This window comes from Synechococcus sp. CBW1004, assembly GCF_015840715.1.
GTDB lineage: Bacteria > Cyanobacteriota > Cyanobacteriia > PCC-6307 > Cyanobiaceae > Cyanobium.
In genome coordinates this window covers 2,599,225-2,618,661 of record NZ_CP060397.1, presented here as the reverse complement: position 1 = coordinate 2,618,661, position 19,437 = coordinate 2,599,225, and the positions used below count along the sequence as shown (strand labels likewise).

The window sequence follows — 19,437 nt, the reverse complement described above, 5'->3', positions numbered from 1 at the left end:
CCCTCGACGGACCTCATGAAGCGGGAAGCGGGCGGGGGCTCCAGCAAGATTGACGATGCTTTCCGACGGCTGCCCCTGATCACCCTGGCCGCTCTCGATGCCCGTCTGCTGGCAGATCGCCCGAGCGCCGCCAGTCCACTGGGCTGGCGCTGTTTTCAACTGGGTCTGGCCTTGCTGGCCAGCAGCGCTCTGCTGGGGGGCCTGCTGCTGTTCGTGGCACTGCTGCTCGGCAGCCGCCAGCGCACAGCGCCCCTGGCGGACCGCGCCAACATCGCGCTCATGGCAGCCGCGCTCCTGATGCTGCTGGGCTGTCTCCGGGCGGAAAGCGGCTGGCTCGCCTGGGTGGGCCTGGGCAACTGGCTGCCCTTCTTCTGGGCCTTCTGGGGTTATCAGCCGTATCTCGCCACCGCACCGGCGCGGCGGCGGGCGGGACTGGCGCTGCTGGTCGGCACCGTACCGGTGATCGTCACCGGCCTGGGGCAACTGTGGTGGGGCTGGAGCGGCCCCGTCCAGCAGCTGGGCGGACTGATCATCTGGCACCTCCATCCTGGCGGCAACCCACCGGGACGGCTCTCAGGACTGTTCGACTACGCCAACATCGCCGGCTCGTGGCTGGCCCTGACCTGGCCGTTCGCCCTGGCAGCCCTGGTGCAGAAGCCTCTGCGACCGACGCTGCGCGGGATCGCCCTGTTGATCGCCGCCTCCCTGGCGGCGGCGCTGTTCCTCACCGATTCCCGCAACGCCTGGGGTGCGCTGGTGATGGCGCTGCCGCTCGTGGTGGGGCCGGCCACCTGGCCCTGGCTTCTGCCGCTGCTGCTGCTGGCGGTGAGCCTGATCAGCCTCGCCAGCCTGAGCGGAATCCCCGGACTGCTCCAGACCCCTGCCCGGGCGCTCGTTCCGGAGGCGATCTGGGGCCGCCTCAGCGACCTGCAGTTCGCCGGCCAGCGGCCCCTGGCGATCACCCGCCTGGCGCAGTGGCAGGTGGCGGTCGGCCTGATCGCCGAACGCCCCTGGCTGGGCTGGGGAGCGGCCGCCTTCAGCCTCATCTACCCACGCCGCACGGGCCACTGGCACGGCCATCCCCACAACCTGCCGATCGATCTGGCGCTCAGCCACGGTGTGCCCGTGGCCGCCCTGGTGGTGGGTCTCGTGCTGTGGCTGCTGATCGGTGCAGCCCGACGCGGCATGATCCGTGGGCCGGTGTTCGAGCGGGCCTGGTGGGCGTCCGCCCTGGTGCTGGCCTGCCTGCACACCACGGACATTCCCTTCTACGACAGCCGGATCAATGTGGCTGGATGGGTGCTGCTGGCGGGCCTGCGGTGTTGCCTGCTGGAAACAGGCAAACCCCTGGAGCTCCATGGGCAAGCCGATGGTGGATCAACCCGCCGGCTGAAGGCCTCGGGAGGGGCGTCTCCGCTCTCCAGCCGTGCACTGCCGATCCGGAAGGCCTGAGGCAGTCACCGGAACAGCAGGCAGCGGCCACCCTCGGCGGCGCTCTCAGGCTCAGGAATCGTTCGAACAACGCCAAGACAGCCCCGACCCAACGGCCCTCGAGGTCTCAGCCCAGAGCCAACAAGAAGGAATCAGAGCAGGTTGGCGGCACAGGCAGATCACCCATACGAGGGTCCGGCGGTGTGCATCACACCGCCGGACCCCAAGAGGTGGCGCCTGGAGGCACTCCCTAGACCCAGAGGATGTCGCTGCTGCCGATGTCAGTCACACCGGTGAGAACGGCGATCAGTTCATCACTGCTCCAGCCGCTGGTATTGAGGCTGCCATTGTTGTTGCGATCCCAGTACAGCGAGAGATTGCCACCCGAGGTGGTGGTGAGGTAACGACCACTACGGAGCTGCAGCATATCTTCTCCGGATCTGAAATCGTTGATCAGAGCATAATCAGCAGTACCCAGATTCCAGGACCTGCGATCGTCATAGAACACGCCACGGCTGTCGCCCAGCACGAAGACATCAGACCCCGCCAGACCGGTGAGTCGGTCAATCTGTCCCCTGCCCATCGCGGAAGCACTGGTCCCCGTGGCCAGCACCCCGGCGATGCGGTCGTCGCCGGCATCACCGATGATGGTGTCGCTACTGGTTGTGCCCCAGAGAGTCAGGTTCGAGACCGTGGGGGTGAGCGAGGTGTCCGCGATGGTGAGGCTCAGATCCGCCAGCTTGCTGGTGCGACCGGCGTCACTGAACAACGCAAAGCCCAGGAGCTCATCGCCTTCTGTGGTGGCATCGGCGCTGATGCTGAAGTTGAGCGTGGCCTTGCCGGATGCATCGGTGCCCACGCTCCCCTCGAGAGAGGGAAGACCGACGAAATCACCGGTCATGAGGCCCGTTCCGGTGATCTGCCAATAGACGGAAGCCCCCGGCGCCAGGTTCGTCGTGGCGATATCAATCGAGACGGTGGTGCCTTCATTGACCGTGCTGCTCACACCATTGGCGAGGCTGAGGGTGGCGGCGGGCTGAGGAGGGGGGCCGACCAACACAGTGTCAAGGAGTTGATCATAGGTATAAGCCTCACCATTGAAGGAGAGGTTCTCCAAGCCCTTCCAGACCTGATCGACATCGGCACTGCCGGAGCGACGTGAGAACAGGAGGGAATCACCGGAGAGAGAATAACTGAGCAGATCGATCGATTCACTGAAGTACAGCCAGTCTTCGCCGGCATCGCCATAATAGATGTCGGAGCCGAGGCTGTCGTAGAAGCTGTCATTGCCCCCATTGCCTCGGAACGTGTTGGCAGCATCATTGCCGTAGAAGCTGTCGTTACCGCTGCCACCATTGGCGGCTTCGATGATGGTTCCTTCGGCGATCGTGAGGTTGCCGATCTTGCCGCCGATATTGGACACAGAAGGGGCCACGGCGCCCAGCCGAGACGGGGCGAGATTGATCAGCTGATTGGCGCCGAAATTGCTGACATCCAGAATGTCGTAGCCACCGCCATCGACCAGGGTGTAGGCCGTGACCCCGGCGTAGTTGCTGAAGAGATTCCAGATCTGACTCACCGAAGCGCTGATGCTGGTTCCGACGCCGTAGACGGTGTCGCCCAGGAAGGCCTTGTCCGTGCTGTAGCCCTGGCCGCCGTAAAGGTCATTCAGAGCAATCCAGTCGACCGCCATCGGCGTCTGCAACCAGGCAAAGGAGGCACCGGTTGTGGTGTTCTCCGCCTGATCCCAGTAGGACATCATCGTGGCCTGCCAGGAATCGTTGGCAAACTGGGCCGACGTGGCGTAGCTGAGGGGAGTACCCGTGTAGTTGTACTGCCCCTGATGGCCGAGGCCAAGAGCATGCCCGATCTCGTGAAAGATGGTCTGGGGCGTGTAGGTATTGTAATTGGAGCGGCCGTCGTACCAGGAAGCCTCGACATTGACGACGCTGTAATTGATAGTCACGTTCTTGCGTGTGCTATCCGCATACCAGCCGGAAGCCATGTAGGCGTAGGCGCCGCTGTCATTGTCGGTGAAGCGGATATCACCTCCCGACCCTGTGACCTCCCGGAAGTTGATGCCGGTCACAGCGGAATACAGCTTGAACACCTCGCGGGTCAGTGCCCGGCGATCGGCGGAGAGGCCATTGCCATCATTCGCCCAGCCCGTGACGTTGTAGGTGATGACACCATTCTTGGCACCGGTGCCGCTGCTGGTGAGGTTGAATCGGCGCGCATAAGTTCCGGCTTCCAGCCAGAAATCCCGCGTCAGATAGTTCGCCAGGGTCTGCAGGCTGGCGGCAGGCATGGCGCTGGTGCCACCTGTGGAGCCGCCTGTCACCGTGGCACTGGTGCGGCCCTGCGGGAAGCGGGCAGCGCCACTGCAGGCCATGCAGACGCAGCGACCGGCGTGGATGCGGCTGTCGATGGCGTCAAGATCGACCGACGCCTCCGCCTCGAGCGGGGCCTCCTTGCCGGCGGCATCCGCAACGCCGGTGACCACAGACAGAGCCAGGGTCAGGGGGTCGCGTGAGAGCCAGGCGGTGGCAAGGGGCGGAGCGGTGCCGACGGAGAACAGCGCCGCGGTCGCGTCAACCACAGAGCTGCCCTGGTTCCGGAACGACGTTGGATCTTCGGCTGGGGGCGGGACCGGGAGGTCACCGCGGCTGGTGAGGACCGCACCTTCGAGGCCATCCCAGATGGAATCCAATGGGAGCCGGTTGATGTTCGCCATGGTCGGAAAGGAATCAGAGGGTGGGGACACTCCGGGGAACTGCAGCGGATCCGGAGCTGAGAAGTGGCAGCCTCACTGCCGCCGAGAACGGAAAGCAGGAGCGCTTGGCAAGGGATGCGGCAAGCAGTGCGGCATCGTTCACGCACGATTCAGGCATCGGAAAGGAGCACACCTGAGGCCATGCGCCAAACAGCTGGACGGGGAGAAGCGCTCATCTGGGCAAACACGAAGCGAGGACTGTCGCTGGTGTGCTGAAGCCGAAGAAGAGGAGCAGCAGGCCCCGTGATCAGGCCAGGCCTCAGGGGGGCGGGGTCCGCTGCAGACCGCGACCGCGCCGGCCGGGCGGTGATCCCGATAGCAGAAAAGTCGTCATGGCGTTTTACCTCAGGAGAGGGGGCGTTCCCAGGCCCAGCATTCCGGAGGAGCGGACTGGGCGCGACTTGGGCTCTCTTTCACCTTAAGGCTGAGGGCAGCTTCGAGCGCGCTTCAGTGAGGATTTGGAGCATGGCGCGCCGGGCGACTTCGAGACAATGAGACCCTTCAGGCCGGCGCTTCAGTCGGGTCGCGCGTGAGCCCCGGCCCGTCCCCGGCTTGCGCCACGCCAAGCGCTTCACGGCGATGCCGCTGGAGCGTGTCACGCGGCAGCGGCCCCTCCAGGTGATCCCAGGGGAGCACGCGCCCGCCCTCCCAGCCGGCATGGATGACATCGTCCCAGGCAGGAGGCCCTGGAAGATCCCCCGCAAGGCTGACCAGATCCGACGTCTGATCACCCGCCAGCACGGCCCGATAGGCCTGCTTCCAGCCACCCAGGGTCTCGTGGCGGCCGCGGGCGGCGGCGATCACGGGCGCCAGACGGCGGTCACTGCGGGAGAGCAGCGCCTGGATCACGCTCCAGCCGTAGCTCTCGGGACGCAGCTCGATGCCCTTCGGTTTGAGACGCTTCGCCAGCAGCTTCAGCCGCTTCTCCGCCTCCGGCCGCACCCCCTCCCACTGGAACGGCGTGTGCGCCTTGGGAACGAAGGTGCTCACCCCCAGGGACAGGCGCAGGCCTGGGGTGGCCTTCCTGAGAGCGAGCAGCAGCTCGGCCGTGGCCTCGACATCGGCTTCCTCCTCGCTGGGAAGGCCGACCATGCCGTAAAGCTTCAGACCGGTGAGACCACCGTCCCGCGCATAACGGGCTGCGGCGAAGATCTCCTCGGTGGCGAGTTTCTTGTTCACCACCTCGCGCATGCGTTCGCTGCCACTCTCGATCGCGATGGTCAGCGACCTGCTGCCGCGCTTGGCCAGGATCCGGCCGAGCTGGGGCGTCACCGTCGCGGCGCGCACCGAGCTGACGCTCACCCGCGTGCCGTCGAAACGATCCTGATCCAGCCAGGTCAGCAGCTCGGAAAACTGCGGGTGCTGGGTGACGGAGGCTCCCAGCAGGCCGAGGCGCTGGGTGGCGGCAAGGCCCGCCTCCACCGCCGGGATCAGACCGTCGTCAAGGGAAGGCGTGCGAAAAGGCAGGGTGAGATAGCTGGCCAGACAGAAGCGGCACAGCTCCGGACAGCTGCGCACCACCTCGACCATGTGGATGGACGGCCAGGCCGCCTCCGGCGTGATCACCGTGGAATGGCTCAGGGTGTTGCCGCGCCAGGTCTGCTTGGCCACGGTGGCCGGGATGCCGGCTTCGATTGGCTCCACCGCCAGCAGACGCCCCTCGCCGTCATAGAAGGGGGCATAGAGCGAAGGCACGTACACCCCCGGCACCTGCGCCAGCCGCCGCAATCGCTCAGGGCGCGGGGCGCTGCGGCACTCCTGGAGAGCGTCAAGGAAGGCCGGCAGCAGCAGCTCGCCATCGCCGAGCAGAACTGCGTCAAAGAAGGGCGCCAGCGGTTCGGGGTTGGCGGTGAGCACCGGCCCACCGCCGAACACGATCGGATCGTCGTCGCCCCGTTCAAGCGCCCAGATCGGAATGCGCTGGCTCTCCAGGAGATCGAGCAGCACCGGACCATCCAGCTCCCAGCTCAGCGACAGGCCGAACAGATCGCAGTGGCGATGAGGTGGATCCCCCTGGTCGGTGAACAGCCGCCGCACATCCACATCGGCGCGCCGGGCGAGGGTGGCCCACACCACCTGGTAGCCGAGGCTGGTGATGCCGACGCTGTAGGTGCTCGGGAAGGCCAGCACCGTCCTCAAGGCCCCGACCCCGGGCTGTGCCGGCTCAAACAGCAGAGTTTCCTGGTTCAGGGCAGCAGGAGGAAAGGGACAAGAGGGACAAGGTTGTCATCCTGATCTGGGATGGCGTGGCTTTCAGGGGTGTTCCGGGTCGCGCCCTGAGGTGAACACCTGCAGCTGTCGTTTGTAGATCGACTGTTCGTGCAGGATGCTGGCCATCACGGTACTGGCCACAGCACTCACCAGCAGAGGCTTGAGAATCAGCAGGTTCTTGGTGAGAGCGAAGACCAGGAACACCGCGGTGATTGGAGACCGTGCACAGGCGGCAATGAAGGCTGCCATGCCGGCGAACACAAATGTGGTGGGCGCATGGCCGGTGGTGACTTCCGCCCATCCTGCAGCCACCAGGCCCACCGATCCGCCCAGGGTCAGCATCGGCGCGAACAGACCGCCGGGCGCGCCGGTGGACGCAGCCAGGCCTGTCCCGAAGAACAGAAGCGCGAAGATGCCGATCGCCTTATGCAACTCCACATGTCCATCGGCAATGACGTGCTGCAGGGCAGCGGTATTACGGAAGTCGCCTGGCAGGACGGCATACACCAACCCGATCAACAGCCCCCCCAACATCATCCGCAGCACCAATTGATCAGGGAGCCAGCGTCCCCCGAGCCGCTGCATGGTGACGACATATCGGCTGTAGAGCTCGGCGAGGACCGCCACAGCCGCCCCCAGAACCAGCAGATAGGCCAGATCCAACGGCATGAATGTGAGGTCGGGGTTGTATTCGCTCACCGACTGGAAGCCGCCACCCCCGATCCCCGCCGCCTTGCTGCCCATCCCGGCCAGGCCCATCAGATCGGCCCAGAAGCTCCCCAGGAAGGTTGTGCTCATCACCAGCAGCAGCAAAACCGGACCGGCTTGGCGCAGCAGCTCTTCAATCGCATAGAAGAAGCCTCCGAGCGGTGCATTGAACACTGCCGCAATCCCTGCACCCCCGCCGGCAGCCACGATCACCCGCATCAACGAAGGCGGGGCCTTGAACCAACGGGCCATCTGCCAACCCACCGAGCTGCCCATCTGCACCGATGGGCCCTCGGGACCCAATGGGAAGCCACTGCCGATGGCCACGATGCCGGCCAGGAGTTTCACCACAGCCACCCGCAGGTGCATCGGGACGCGTTGACGAGCCAGGAAGCGCATCACGTGGGGGATCCCGGAGCCGGCAGCCGCTGGAGCCAGCTGCTGCACCATCAGCCCCGACAGCGCCCCACCTGTGGCCCCCAGCAGAGGCAGCACCAACCAGGGGCTTGCCAGATCGAGCAGCCGCAGCCGCCAGCTCCCCAGCCAGCCGACCCCCATCTTGAACAGCAGGCCGGTCACGGCAGCTCCCAGGGAGGTGACCAGCAGAGTGATGAACACAGCTGGCCACCGCTGCGCAATGAGCCGTTCCAGATTGCGGCTCGCCCTCGACACCTGTGGAGAAAGCGGGAGTCGCTTGCTTTCCATCAAGGCCGGGCTCACACCCCCGCCAGCACCTTCGCCTCCTCCTCGGCGCTCACCACCCGCCCCTGGTCCTCAAAGCCGGCAATCTGATCGAAGTTGAGGTAGCGATAGAGCTCCTCACCATAGGGATCGATCTTCTCAGCGGCGACGGCCAGGTATTCCTCCTTGGACGGGATGCGGCCGAGCTGAGCGCACACCGCCGCCAGTTCGGCGCTGCCCAGATACACCTGGGCGCCGTTGCCGAGGCGGTTGTTGAAGTTGCGGGTGCTGGTGGAGAACACCGTGGTGTTGTCTGCGACGCGGGCCTGGTTACCCATGCACAGCGAGCAGCCCGGCATCTCCATGCGCGAGCCGGCGGCCTCGAAGATGCTGTAGTAGCCCTCCTCCTTCAGCTTCTCCTCGTCCATCCGGGTCGGCGGACACACCCACAGGCGGGCGGCGTTCTCGCCCTGGCCCTTGAGCACGTTCGCGGCGGCGCGGTAGTGGCCGATGTTCGTCATGCAGGAACCGATGAACACCTCATCGATGCGATCACCCGCCACCTCGGAGAGGGTCTTGACGTTGTCGGGATCGTTGGGGCAGGCCAGGATCGGCTCGGTGATCTGATCGAGATCGATCTCAATCACGGCGGCGTACTCGGCATCGGCGTCGGCTTCCAGCAGCTGCGGATTCGCCAGCCAGGCCTCCATCGCCTTGATGCGCCGCGCCAGGGTGCGGGCATCGCCGTAGCCGCGAGCGATCATGTTCTTGAGCAGCGCCACATTGCTGCGCAGGTATTCACTCACCGTCTCGACGCTGAGCTTGATCGTGCTGCCGGCGCAGCTGCGCTCGGCGGTGGCATCGGTGAGCTCGAAGGCCTGCTCCAGCTTGAGATCGGGAAGGCCCTCGATCTCCATGATGCGGCCGTTGAACACATTCTTCTTGCCCTCCTTGGCCACCGTCAGCAGGCCCTGCTGGATCGCCACATAGGGAATCGCATTGACCACATCGCGCAGCGTCACGCCCGGCTGCAGCGAGCCGGTGAACTTCACCAGCACCGACTCGGGCATGTCGAGCGGCATGGCGCCGATGGCGGCGGCGAAGGCCACCAGACCCGAGCCGGCCGGGAAGCTGATGCCAAGCGGGAAGCGGGTATGGCTGTCGCCGCCGGTGCCCACGGTGTCGGGCAGCAGCATCCGGTTCAGCCAGCTGTGGATGATGCCGTCGCCGGGGCGCAGGGCCACGCCGCCACGGGAGGCCATGAAATCGGGCAGCTCGGCGTGGGTCTTCAGGTCGACGGGCTTGGGATAGGCGGCGGTGTGGCAGAAGCTCTGCATCACCAGATCGGCACTGAACCCCAGGCAGGCCAGCTCCTTCATCTCATCGCGGGTCATCGGCCCGGTGGTGTCCTGGCTGCCGACGGTGGTCATCAGGGGCTCGCAGCTGGTTCCGGGGCGGACGCCAGCCAGCCCGCAGGCCTTGCCCACCATCTTCTGGGCCAGCGTGAAGCCCTTGCCCGTGTCGGCGGGGGCGCTGGGACGGATGAACAGATCGCTGGCGGGCAGACCGAGCTGGGCGCGCACCTTGTCGGTGAGCGAGCGGCCGATCAGTAGCGGGATGCGGCCGCCGGCGCGCACCTCATCGGCGATGGTGCTGGGCTTGAGCTCGAAGCGGGCCACGATTGTGCCGGCGTCGGGCTCACCGGCAGCGCGCTCGATCGTGCCGGCAGTGGGGCGGATCGTGATCACATCGCCCGTGTTCAGCGCCGTGACGTCACACTCGATCGGCAGAGCACCGGAATCCTCGGCGGTATTGAAGAAGATCGGCGCGATCTTGCCACCAAGAATCACACCGCCACTGCGCTTGTTTGGCACATGGGGAATATCGCTGCCGGTGTGCCACAGCACCGAATTGATCGCCGATTTGCGAGAGCTGCCGGTGCCCACCACATCTCCCACGTAGGCCACAGGATGGCCCTTGGCCTTGAGCGCGGCGATCGTCTCCAGACCACCGGGCATCCGCGTCTCCAGCATCGCCTGAGCGTGCAGCGGAATATCGGGGCGTGTGGTGGCGTGGGTTGCCGGCGAGAGGTCGTCGGTGTTGGTCTCGCCGTCCACCTTGAACACCGTGACGGTGATCTCGGCGGGCAGCTCCGCTCTGGCGGTGAACCACTCGGCGGCGGCCCAGCTGTCGATCACCCGTCTGGCGTAGGGGTTGCTCTCCGCCAGCTCGAGCACGTCGTTGTAGGCGTCGTAGACGAGCAGGGTCTTGCTCAGCCCTTCAGCCGCGGCCTCGGCGATGGCAGCCTCCGGGCTGGAAAGCAGCTCGATCAGGGCGCCGACGTTGTATCCACCGAGCATCGTGGCCAGCAGACGCACCGCCTCCACCGGGCTCACCAGGGGGCTGGCGGCCGAACCCTGAGCCACGGCGCTCAACCAGCTGGCCTTCACGTAGGCCGCCTCATCCACCCCGGGCGGAATCCGCTCGCTGAGGAGATGCAGCAGGACGGCCTCCTCGCCGGCCGGAGGGGAGGCGAGCAGCTCGGTCAATGCACCGGCCTGAACAGCCGTGAGCGGCAGCGGCGGCACCCCCTGAGCCTCCCGGTCGGCGGCGGCGGCCCTGTAGGTGGGCAGAAGCTCGGCGGGGGGCATGGGGGCTGTCGTCATGGGTCGACGCGTGGGACTCGATTGGGAGCCATTGTCCGCTCCGGCCGGTCCTCGCTTTGGTGGCAACCGCGACGGGACAGCCGGTGAGGGCGCCTGAGGCCGAGCCTCGAGGCTGCACGGCGAGGTGAGCTGCCGGGGCAGCAACGGCGCTACAAGCGCGGAGCGCCGCAGCCCAGCGCGACGGGCCACGGCTCTGCCGAAACCCGTTCAGGACGGCGGCTCGCTCTCAAGCAGGGTCAGGAAGGCGTCGAGCCGTCGTCGATGGGTGTCGCTGGGATCGAGCAGGACGCGTCCGAGCAGAACAGTGCCTCGATCTGCGCGTCGAGCTGCTTCCATCTGAGCCTCTCTTGCCGCAGCCGCTCGTTTTCTGTCCTCATCTGCTCGGTCTCGTTCTTGATCTGCTCGGCTTCTTTCCTGATCTGCTCGGCTTCTTTCCTGATCTGCTCGGTCTCGTTCCTGATCTGCTCGGACTCTCTCCTCAGCCGCTCTTTCTCGATCCTCACCCGCCAGGTTTCGATCTCGATCTCGCGTACGGGATGCCAGTTGAGCCTCGCCAGCAGCCGCCGCCACGGCGGCAACGAGGCAAGGTAATCCGAGCTGCTGCGGTACTTCAACGGCACCGACTCCAGGGAGGTCGACATGGTCGTAACTGGTGAAGAAGGTGATCAGCGCCAGCAACAGGGCTGCCAGGACCGTGAACACGGCCTGCCCATCCCAGGCTCGGTTCAAGCTAGGAGCCACGGCTGCAGTCTGCTCAGGTGCCACTTCACCTGTGCCACCACCCGTCCCATGCGTCCGTCACAGCGTCGCTTTCAGCCGGCGGTGCGGCAGAGGTGCCGGAAGGCCACGGTGAAGCATGGCGGCAGCGGCGGTGGTAACTGGCACGCAGGGGGCCTCCAAACCCGAACCGATGCCGAACCTCTCGCCGGATCGCGCCTGACCGTGGGGCGGGTTTAGGCGACGCCACGGCCAGCGAAAGCAGCGGGTCGTGGCAAAACCCTGCCGTCCTCTCCATCCGGGCAAACAGCCGCATAGGCTGACCTGTCAACCTTGAAGCTGGGCCCTCGCCATGTTTCCCACCTCCGATCTGCACGTGGTGGAAACGCGGCCGCTGGTGCCGCCGGCCCTGCTGCACCGCGAGCTGCCGATCAGTGAACGCGCGTCGCGCACCGTGCAGCTGGCTCGCGAGCGGATCAAGGCGATCCTTCACGCCGGCGACCAGCGGCTGCTGGTGATCGTCGGCCCATGCTCGGTGCACGACGTCGAGGCCGCCCGCGAGTACGCCACCGGCATCGCCGAGGCCCAGCGCCGCCACCACGAGGACCTGGAGGTGGTGATGCGCGTGTACTTCGAGAAGCCGCGCACCACCGTGGGCTGGAAGGGAATGATCAACGATCCCCACCTCGACGGCAGCTACGACATCAACACCGGCCTGCGCAGGGCCCGCGCCCTGCTGCTGCATCTGGCCGAGATGGGTCTGCCGGCGGCCACCGAGCTGCTCGATCCGGTGGTGCCCCAGTACATCGCCGACCTGATCAGCTGGACCGCGATCGGCGCCCGCACCACCGAAAGCCAGACGCACCGCGAGATGGCCTCGGGCCTGTCGATGCCGATCGGCTTCAAGAACGGCACCGACGGCAGCGTCACCACCGCGATCAACGCCATGGAGGCCGCTGCCCGGCCCCACCATTTCCTGGGCATCAGCCAGGAAGGGCAGGCGGCGATCGTGAGCACCACCGGCAACCCCGACGGTCACCTGGTGCTGCGGGGCGGCAAGGGCGGCACCAACTTCCACCGCGAAGCCGTGGAGGAGGCCGCCGGGCGCCTGGCCGCCGATGGGCTCCCCGCCCGCCTGATGGTGGACTGCAGCCACGGCAACTCCAACAAGGACTACCGCCGCCAGGGCGAGGTGCTGCGCTCGGTGGCCGAGCAGCTGCGCGGCGGCTCCACCCATCTGATGGGCGTGATGCTGGAAAGCCACCTGGTGGCCGGCAACCAGAAGATCCCCAACGACCTGTCCCAGCTGGATCCCGGCCAGCTCACCTACGGCCAGAGCATCACCGACGCCTGCATCGACCTGCCCAGCACCCTGGAACTCCTGGAGGAGCTGGCGGCGGCCGTCCGCGAGGTGCGCGAGCGGCGGCTGGTGGCGGCCTGAGGAGTCGCCCCACCCACGACCAGGCCCCGCCGGGTCCCAGCCCGCGCCGGCCCTGGGAGCAAAGGCCCTGGGAACCGGCTCCACTGAGGAACTGGATCAGAAACGGCTGTCGCCCTGCAACGCCGCCTCCAGCATCGCCACGGTCCACAGCTCGGCATACCCCTGAAAGCAGACCAGGGCCTGCGCGTGGCGCTCGGGCGTCTCGGCCTGGCACGCATCGGTGAGGCACACCACCCGGTAGCCGCGGTCGGCGGCGTCCTTGACGGTGTGGTCGATGCACTGGTCGGTGAGCAGACCGATCACCACCAGGGTGCGGATGCCGATGTTGCGCAGCAGATAGTCGAGCGTTGTGGAGCTGAACGGCGAGGAGGAACTCTTGGCCAGCAGCAGCTCATCGCAGAGCGGTGCCAGTTCCTCGATCACCTCGCTGGCGCGGCTGCCCGGAGGGAAACCCATGCCGCAGCGCTTGTAGTCGAGGCTGCGGTCGCGGCCGTCGGCGGTGAGATCGGCGATCACGGTATGGATCACCTCCAGCCCCGCCACACGCGCCAGGGCCAGGGCCCGCATCGCCGCCCGCAGGGTGACGGCGCGAAAGCGCCTGTCGAAGTCAGGACGAGGCCGGGGCTGGGCGTCGCCGCAGGTGCCGTGCTGGAGATCAACCAGCAACAGCGCCATGACGCCGGGCTGGAGCCAGTCGGGCGGAGCGTCCAGGGGGATGCGGGCCTGGGAGGACGTGGCAATCATGACGGAATTGCCTCGCTCCGCCATGACCTCGCCGCATGACGCCCTCGCCGCTTCCCTGGCGGAGCGCGGACTGCGCTGGCTGGCGGTCACCTGGGTGAATCACGCCGGTGCGCCGCTGGTGAAGGCAGTGCCGGTAGCGCAGCTGGCTGAGACGGTGCGCACCGGCGTGGGCTTCTCGCCGGTGGCTGATGCGTTCGGAGCCGATGGCGGCATCGATCCGGCCCACCGGCTGGCCGTGCCCGATGGCGACCTGCGCCTCAGGGCCGATGCAGCCGCCCTGGCCCCGCTCGATCCGGCGCTGGGCTGGGCCTGGGCGCCGGGAGAGCGCTGGCAGCGCAACGGCGCGGCCTACGGCGCCGATCAGCGCCACTTCTGCCGCCGCCAGCAGGAGCGGCTGGAGGCGCAGGGGATCACGCTGCAGGCCGGCTTCGAGCTCGAGTGGCTGGTGGCGGAGCCCGGCACCGCCCCAGGGCCTGCCGTGCCCGGGGGCCCCTATGGCGCCGACCGGCTGGTGGAGGGCCTCGACTACGCCACGGCGGTACTCGAGGCGATCGAGGCGGCCGAGCTGCCCTGGCTGCAGTTCCATCCGGAATACGGGGCCTCCCAGTTCGAGCTGTCGCTGGCGCCCGCCAACGCCCTGGAGGCGGCGGATCGGCTGGTGCATGCCCGCCTGGTGATCCAGCGCGTCAGCCGCCGCTTCGGCTGGCGCTGCAGCTTCAGCCCCAAGCCCAGCCTGGAGCGGGTGGGCAACGGCGGCCATCTGCACATCAGCCTGCAGCGCGACGGGGTGCCGCTGCTCCAGGGCGGCGAGGGACCCGGCGGCCTCACCGTTCCCGGCCAGGCGGTGCTGGCCACCCTCCTGGAGGAGCTGCCGGGTCTGATGGCCCTGGCCTGTCCCCTGGTGGTGTCCTATCTGCGGCTGGCCCCCAGCGCCTGGGCAGCGCCCTTTCAGGTGTGGGGCATCGAGAACCGCGAAGCAGCCCTGCGTCTGATCCCCACCGCCGCCGATGGCAGCGCCGCGCACCTCGAGCTGAAGGTGAGTGATCTGGGAGCCAATCCCTATCTGCTGCTGGGTGGAGTGCAGGCCGTGGTTCAGACGGGTCTGCAGCGGCCGGGCTCGCTGGGGGGCTGCCCCGTGCTGCCGCCTCCGGTGAGCGGTGACCCGGCAGGCCTGCCCGCTGGCACGGCATCCCGCCTGCCCGTCGATCTGGCCGAGGCCTCAGCGGCCTTCGCGGCCAGCAGCCTGTTGCGACAGGCGATGGGCGACGCCCTGCACGGCTCGCTGCTGGACAGCCAGGCGGCCGAGCTGCGCCGCAACGCCGGACTGACACCGGAGGATCAGGTGCTGGCCAGCGGCTGGTGGCCGCTGGTGGGCGGCCTGGGCTGACGGCGGCGGCAGGTGCAAAACATCTGCAGCATGCCATCGAAAATGCCGGATCACTATCACTGGCACTCAGCGATTGCGAGTGCCAGATCAACAGGATCTGAAGGAATGTTCGTCATGAACGGCACTGCCAGGCACCGTCATTACGGTGTGCCTGTCGTCGTTCCGGCAGGCTGGTGCATGACTTACCTACTGCAGTTCTGCGGCTTTTCCGATCCTCTGCAGCTCTTCTACCTGGAGCAGCGCAGCGGTGCCGCCGACCCCTCCACAACCGGACCGGTGTTCGCCGGCTTCCGCCCCTTTCAGCTCGATGACCTGCTCGGCTGGGCGCTCGACACGGCGCGTACGCGCCAGTGGGACAGCGATCAGATTCAGCGGACCGTGCTCGACGCCTGGATGGAGCGGGCTGATCTGATCCGCCAGTGGCAGCAGCGTCTGCGACTGGAGCCCGCCGACCGACTGCTGGTGGCGGCACTCGGCAGCCGCCACGACTGGCGCCAGCGCTGCGAGACGCTGCTGCAGGCCTGAACCGGCGTCAGCTGCCGCTGATCAGCGCCCAGAGCAGGGCCACCGCCAGCGGCACCGTGAGATTGTCGAGGCCCTGAAACGCAATCTGCTCCAGAGCGGTGGCGATCAGGGCCAGCAGCACAAGCGCCGGCCAACCGGGCGCGGAGGGCGCCCATACCGCCACGGTCAGAAGCACCGCCAGGCTGACGAAGCCCATGGTGGCGGTGCCCAGCAGCGAACGCCGCTCGCCCAGCACCCGCCAGCTGGGCGACGGCAGGCGCGGACCGAGCAGCCCCGCCAGGCCGTCCCCGAAAGCCATCACCAGCACTCCGGCGCAGACCGCATCCGGACGCCAGGGCCAGAACAGCAGCAGCAACAAGGTGATTGAAGCCCCGTAGGCAACCGTGCCGTAACTGGAGCGCCCCACGTCCTCAATGGCGGGCAGCAGCCGCCGGCGGTGGTTGAGCCAGGCCAGCAGGGTGATGGTGGCGGCGGCGGGGACCGCCAGCCAGCGCTCAATGCCGAACAGCCAGGCCAGGGGCACCACCGCCCCACCGCCGATGTGCACCACCTTGCGGCTCCACTCGCCATGGGCGTTCCAGCGCTGGCGGATCGCCAGGGCCGCAAAGGCCAGCAAGGCGAGCCAGAGCGCGACAACCCCGATGCCGAGGGCCTGCCGCAACCAGCCCGGCTGGATCAGCAGCATGCCCATCGCCGGGAGGTTCAGGCGGCCTGCTGGCGGTTGCTCATCAGCCGCAGCTTCATGATCGCCTTGGCCTCCAGCTGCCGCACCCGTTCGCGCGAGACGTTGATCTGGCGACCGATCTCGGCGAGGGTCAGCGGTTCACTGCCCTCGAGACCGAAGCGCAGCTTGAGAATCTTCTGTTCGCGATCGTTCAGCTGGGAGAGCCAGGTGCCGAGGTGCTCCTTCTGCAGATGGCGATCCATCGAGTCGAAGTGCTCACCGCTGGCCGGGTCGGCGATCAGCTCCCCGAGGGTGCTGCGATCCTCCTCACCGCGTGCATGGGCATCGAGGGAGGCACAGGGCGCACTCTGGGTCAGCAGTTCCTCCAGCTCCTCGGGTGTGGTGCCCATCGCATGGGCGAGCTCGAGGCGGTTGGGCTGGCGGCCGAGGCGATGGGAGAGCTCCCTTGAGATGCGCCGCATCTTGGAGAGCTTCTCGCTGATGTGAATCGGAAGGCGGATGGTGCGGGCGCTGTTGTCGATCGCCCGCGTCATCCCCTGGCGGATCCACCAATAGGCATAGGTGGAGAATTTGTAACCCATGGCCGGGTCGAACTTGTCGACGGCACGCTCCAGACCGATGGCACCCTCCTGTACCAGATCCAGAAGCTCGAGGCCCTGATTCTGATACTTCTTGGCCACACTCACCACCAGCCGCAGGTTGGCGGCCATCATCCGGTCGCGGGCCTTCTGGCCCATGCGCAACTGACGCTTCTGCTTGGGGCTGAGGGGACCGCTGTGCTCCTGCTGCAGGCGTTTGGCGGCCTGCACGTGATGCGCCAGCTCGATCTCCTCGGCAGGGGTGAGCAGGGGCACCCGGCCGATGCTGCTCAGATACCAGCCGATGGAATCGACACTGAGGCGGGTGGTGCCGCGCTGGGACGAGCGGGCGGCGGCCTTGGACGCCGCCCTGACGGGCACGGAGCGCGTGGCAGGTGGCTCGGCGGGTGGCGCCTCCACAGCCTGCAGGGCGGCTCCCAGCTCCGGAAGAGACGGCAAGGACTGGTGCGCGACACGGGGTCGCATAGATTCAGATGATCTGCAGCTCCCAACTGCGGAACCGGGAAGGCCCTGTTCGCCGGGAGCGGAATGCAGAGGTGTCCCCATCACCCCAGGCCTCCGGTTGAATTTGGCCGGAATGTAGCACCACGAGCAGGGGGTGGTATGCAAAAAATGGAAGATTTCCTGTACGAACCAGCCCGCTGTCACCGTTCACTCCACCAGGAGTAATGGTGGCTACCGAACGCCCAGGAATCAGGCGCCGCGCAGTCTGCCGCGCCAACGCTGCATCAACGAGGCCTGCACCAGCTGTTGCTCACCCTCCGGCTGGCGCTGAGTGAACTGACCATCGCCTTGCATATGCCAGGCCCCCGTGTCCTGGAGGTAGAGCTCCAGCAACTGTTCCAGCTGCTGCTTGAGGGCAGGGTCCTCAATCGGCACCAGGGCCTCCACCCGCCGGTCGAGATTGCGGGGCATCCAGTCGGCGCTGCCGATGAACACTTCCGACGAACCACCATTGGCGAAGTGAAAGAGTCGCGAGTGCTCCAGATAGCGGCCGATGATGCTGCTGACCGAAATGTTGTCGCTGATGCCTTCCAATCCCGGCCTGAGGCAGCACATCCCGCGGATCACCAGTTCGATCCGCACCCCCGCCTGCGATGCCTCGTACAGCAGGGCAATGATGGCCGGATCGACGAGTGAGTTCATCTTGGCCCGGATGTGGCCACCCCGTCCGGCACGGGCATGCTCGATCTCGCGACGGATGCGCTCCTCGACACCACGCCGAAGGGTAACGGGAGCCACCAGCAGCTTGCGGAAGCTCTGCTGCTTGGAGAAGCCGGTGAGGTAGTTGAACAGTTCAACCAGATCCTGGCCGATCTGGGGGTCGGAGCTGAGCAGGCCGAGATCGGTGTACAGGCTGGAGGTCTTGGAGTTGTAGTTACCGGTGCCGATGTGCATGTAGCTGCGCAACTCCTGCTTTTCGCGCCGCACCACCAGCAGCACCTTGGTATGGGTCTTGAGGCCGATCACCCCATACACCACATGCACACCCGATCGCTCCAGCTGGCGCGCCCACTGGATGTTGTTGTCCTCATCGAAGCGGGCCTTGAGCTCGACCAGGGCCATCACCTGCTTGCCGTTCTCGGCAGCCCGGATCAGGGAGGCGATCACCGCTGAATCCTTGGAGACGCGATAGAGCGTCATCTTGATCGCGAGCACACTGGGATCGTCGGCGGCCTGGCTGAGGAACTCCTCCACCGAGGTTGAAAAGAGGTCATAGGGGTGATGCAGCAGCACATCACCGTGGCGGATCACCCGGAAGATGCTCTCGAATTCCTCCTGCTTGATCGAGCCATCCTCCAGCTGACTCTTCTGAGTGCGGGCCAGGGCCGGATGGGTGCGGCCCTTGAAGGGCTTGTCCTTGAGTGATGGCAGCGGGATCGCCAGCAGGCTCATCAGATCATCCAGGCCCAGGGGGCCATTGATCCGGTAGAGGTCTTCCGGCTCGACTTCAAGGCCATCCATCAGCTGGTGCACCACGGCCTCGGGCATCTCGTCGGCCACCTCCAGCCGCACCACCTCACCGCCCATGCGCCGCTTGCGCAGCCCCTCCTGCAGGGCCTCCATCAGGTCATCGGCCTCGAGATCGCGCAGCTCCAGGTCGGCATCACGGGTGACCCGGAAGAAGTAATGCCCCTCGATCACCATGCCGGGAAACAGGGGCTGCAGATTGAAGGCAACCACCTGCTCCAACGGCACCGCCGCGTACACGGGCCGCGGACCGCACTGATGCAGCTCCACCGGCATCGGCACGAAGCGGGGCAGGATCTTCTGCGGCACCTTCACCCGCGCGAACTGCTGGCGGCCGCTGTCGGGATCGCGGACCAGGGCGGCCACATTGAGGCTGAGGTTGCTGACGAACGGGAACGGGTGGGCCGGATCGACGGCGAGCGGCGTCAGCACCGGGAAGACGGATCGGCGGAAATAGTCATCCACCCATTGCTTCTGACCGGGATTGAGCTGCTGGTAGTCGAGCAGATGCACGCCATATTCCGCCAACTGACCCTTGAGGGAATGGCGATAGTGCTGCTGCTGCAGTTCGAGCAAGGGACGCAGGCGCTCCTGGATCGCCTCCAGCTGCTGCAGGGGTGTCAGTCCGTCATCGCTCAGGGTGCTGAGGCCCGCCTCCAGCTGCGACTTGAGCGACGCCACCCGCACCATGAAGAACTCATCGAGGTTGTTGCTGAAGATGGCGCTGAACTTCGCCTGCTCCAGCAAGGGGGTGTGTTCATCGAGCGCCTGGGCCAGCACACGTCGGTTGAACTCGATCCAGCTCAGCTCGCGGTTGATATAGAGCTCGGGGGCAACGATCGGCTGGCTCATCGGTCGGGACCCCGGCGGCGAAGCTCGAACGTAGCAATGTCAGACG

At 66.7% G+C, this 19,437-nt stretch carries 13 protein-coding genes; 4 read left to right on the top strand and 9 right to left on the bottom strand.

Translation table 11 applies throughout. The annotated features are described in order from the left end of the window. Positions 1-15 precede the first annotated feature (15 nt). A complete protein-coding gene (locus H8F25_RS12445) occupies positions 16-1,452 on the top strand; it encodes an O-antigen ligase (protein WP_197210686.1) in 1,437 nt (478 codons plus the stop codon). 229 nt (positions 1,453-1,681) lie between these two features. On the opposite strand, the gene H8F25_RS12440 is transcribed toward H8F25_RS12445, so the two are convergent. From H8F25_RS12440 to H8F25_RS12420, 5 genes are all read right to left on the bottom strand, one after another. After that, the gene (locus H8F25_RS12440) at positions 1,682-4,030 is read right to left on the bottom strand and encodes a M10 family metallopeptidase (protein WP_197210685.1); all 2,349 of its coding nucleotides are present in this window, start codon (positions 4,028-4,030) and stop codon (positions 1,682-1,684) included. Positions 4,031-4,705: 675 nt separating this feature from the next. Beyond that, on the bottom strand, positions 4,706-6,334 hold the full coding sequence (locus H8F25_RS12435) for a radical SAM protein (RefSeq protein WP_197210684.1): 1,629 nt from the start codon (positions 6,332-6,334) through the stop codon (positions 4,706-4,708). Between the two features lie 123 nt (positions 6,335-6,457). Continuing rightward, positions 6,458-7,828: a ClC family H(+)/Cl(-) exchange transporter gene (locus tag H8F25_RS12430; protein WP_197210683.1), complete on the bottom strand. Its 1,371-nt coding sequence runs from the start codon at positions 7,826-7,828 to the stop codon at positions 6,458-6,460. Between the two features lie 11 nt (positions 7,829-7,839). After that, complete coding sequence (gene acnB, locus H8F25_RS12425) at positions 7,840-10,470, bottom strand: bifunctional aconitate hydratase 2/2-methylisocitrate dehydratase (RefSeq protein ID WP_370525739.1); 2,631 nt, start codon at positions 10,468-10,470, stop codon at positions 7,840-7,842. Between the two features lie 236 nt (positions 10,471-10,706). After that, positions 10,707-11,111 (bottom strand): hypothetical protein, encoded by a 405-nt coding sequence (locus H8F25_RS12420; protein WP_197210682.1) that lies wholly within the window; start codon positions 11,109-11,111, stop codon positions 10,707-10,709. Positions 11,112-11,539: 428 nt separating this feature from the next. On the opposite strand from H8F25_RS12420, the gene H8F25_RS12415 reads away from it, so the two are divergent. Beyond that, positions 11,540-12,628: a 3-deoxy-7-phosphoheptulonate synthase gene (locus H8F25_RS12415; RefSeq protein WP_197210681.1), complete on the top strand. Its 1,089-nt coding sequence runs from the start codon at positions 11,540-11,542 to the stop codon at positions 12,626-12,628. A 96-nt stretch (positions 12,629-12,724) separates the two neighbouring features. Here the strand turns inward: H8F25_RS12415 and H8F25_RS12410 are convergent, their stop codons facing one another. Then, positions 12,725-13,372 carry a cysteine hydrolase family protein gene (locus H8F25_RS12410; RefSeq protein WP_231596815.1) on the bottom strand — a complete coding sequence of 216 codons (648 nt, stop codon included), beginning with the start codon at positions 13,370-13,372 and terminating at the stop codon, positions 12,725-12,727. A 22-nt stretch (positions 13,373-13,394) separates the two neighbouring features. Here H8F25_RS12410 and H8F25_RS12405 point away from each other — a divergent pair, with 22 nt between their 5' ends. Continuing rightward, positions 13,395-14,759 (top strand): glutamine synthetase, encoded by a 1,365-nt coding sequence (locus H8F25_RS12405; protein WP_197213811.1) that lies wholly within the window; start codon positions 13,395-13,397, stop codon positions 14,757-14,759. Positions 14,760-14,936: 177 nt separating this feature from the next. Further along, positions 14,937-15,284, top strand: a complete 348-nt coding sequence (locus H8F25_RS12400) for a hypothetical protein (protein WP_197210680.1) — start codon at positions 14,937-14,939, stop codon at positions 15,282-15,284. A gap of 7 nt (positions 15,285-15,291) precedes the next feature. Here the strand turns inward: H8F25_RS12400 and H8F25_RS12395 are convergent, their stop codons facing one another. The 3 genes from H8F25_RS12395 to ppk1 all read right to left on the bottom strand — a co-directional run bounded on the left by H8F25_RS12395 (position 15,292) and on the right by ppk1 (position 19,391). Beyond that, positions 15,292-15,975: a diacylglycerol/polyprenol kinase family protein gene (locus H8F25_RS12395; protein ID WP_231596814.1), complete on the bottom strand. Its 684-nt coding sequence runs from the start codon at positions 15,973-15,975 to the stop codon at positions 15,292-15,294. A gap of 11 nt (positions 15,976-15,986) precedes the next feature. Further along, positions 15,987-17,114: an RpoD/SigA family RNA polymerase sigma factor gene (locus tag H8F25_RS12390; protein ID WP_370525738.1), complete on the bottom strand. Its 1,128-nt coding sequence runs from the start codon at positions 17,112-17,114 to the stop codon at positions 15,987-15,989. Between the two features lie 147 nt (positions 17,115-17,261). Continuing rightward, positions 17,262-19,391, bottom strand: coding sequence for a polyphosphate kinase 1 (gene ppk1 / locus H8F25_RS12385; protein WP_197210677.1), 2,130 nt, complete (start codon positions 19,389-19,391; stop codon positions 17,262-17,264). Positions 19,392-19,437 lie beyond the last annotated feature (46 nt).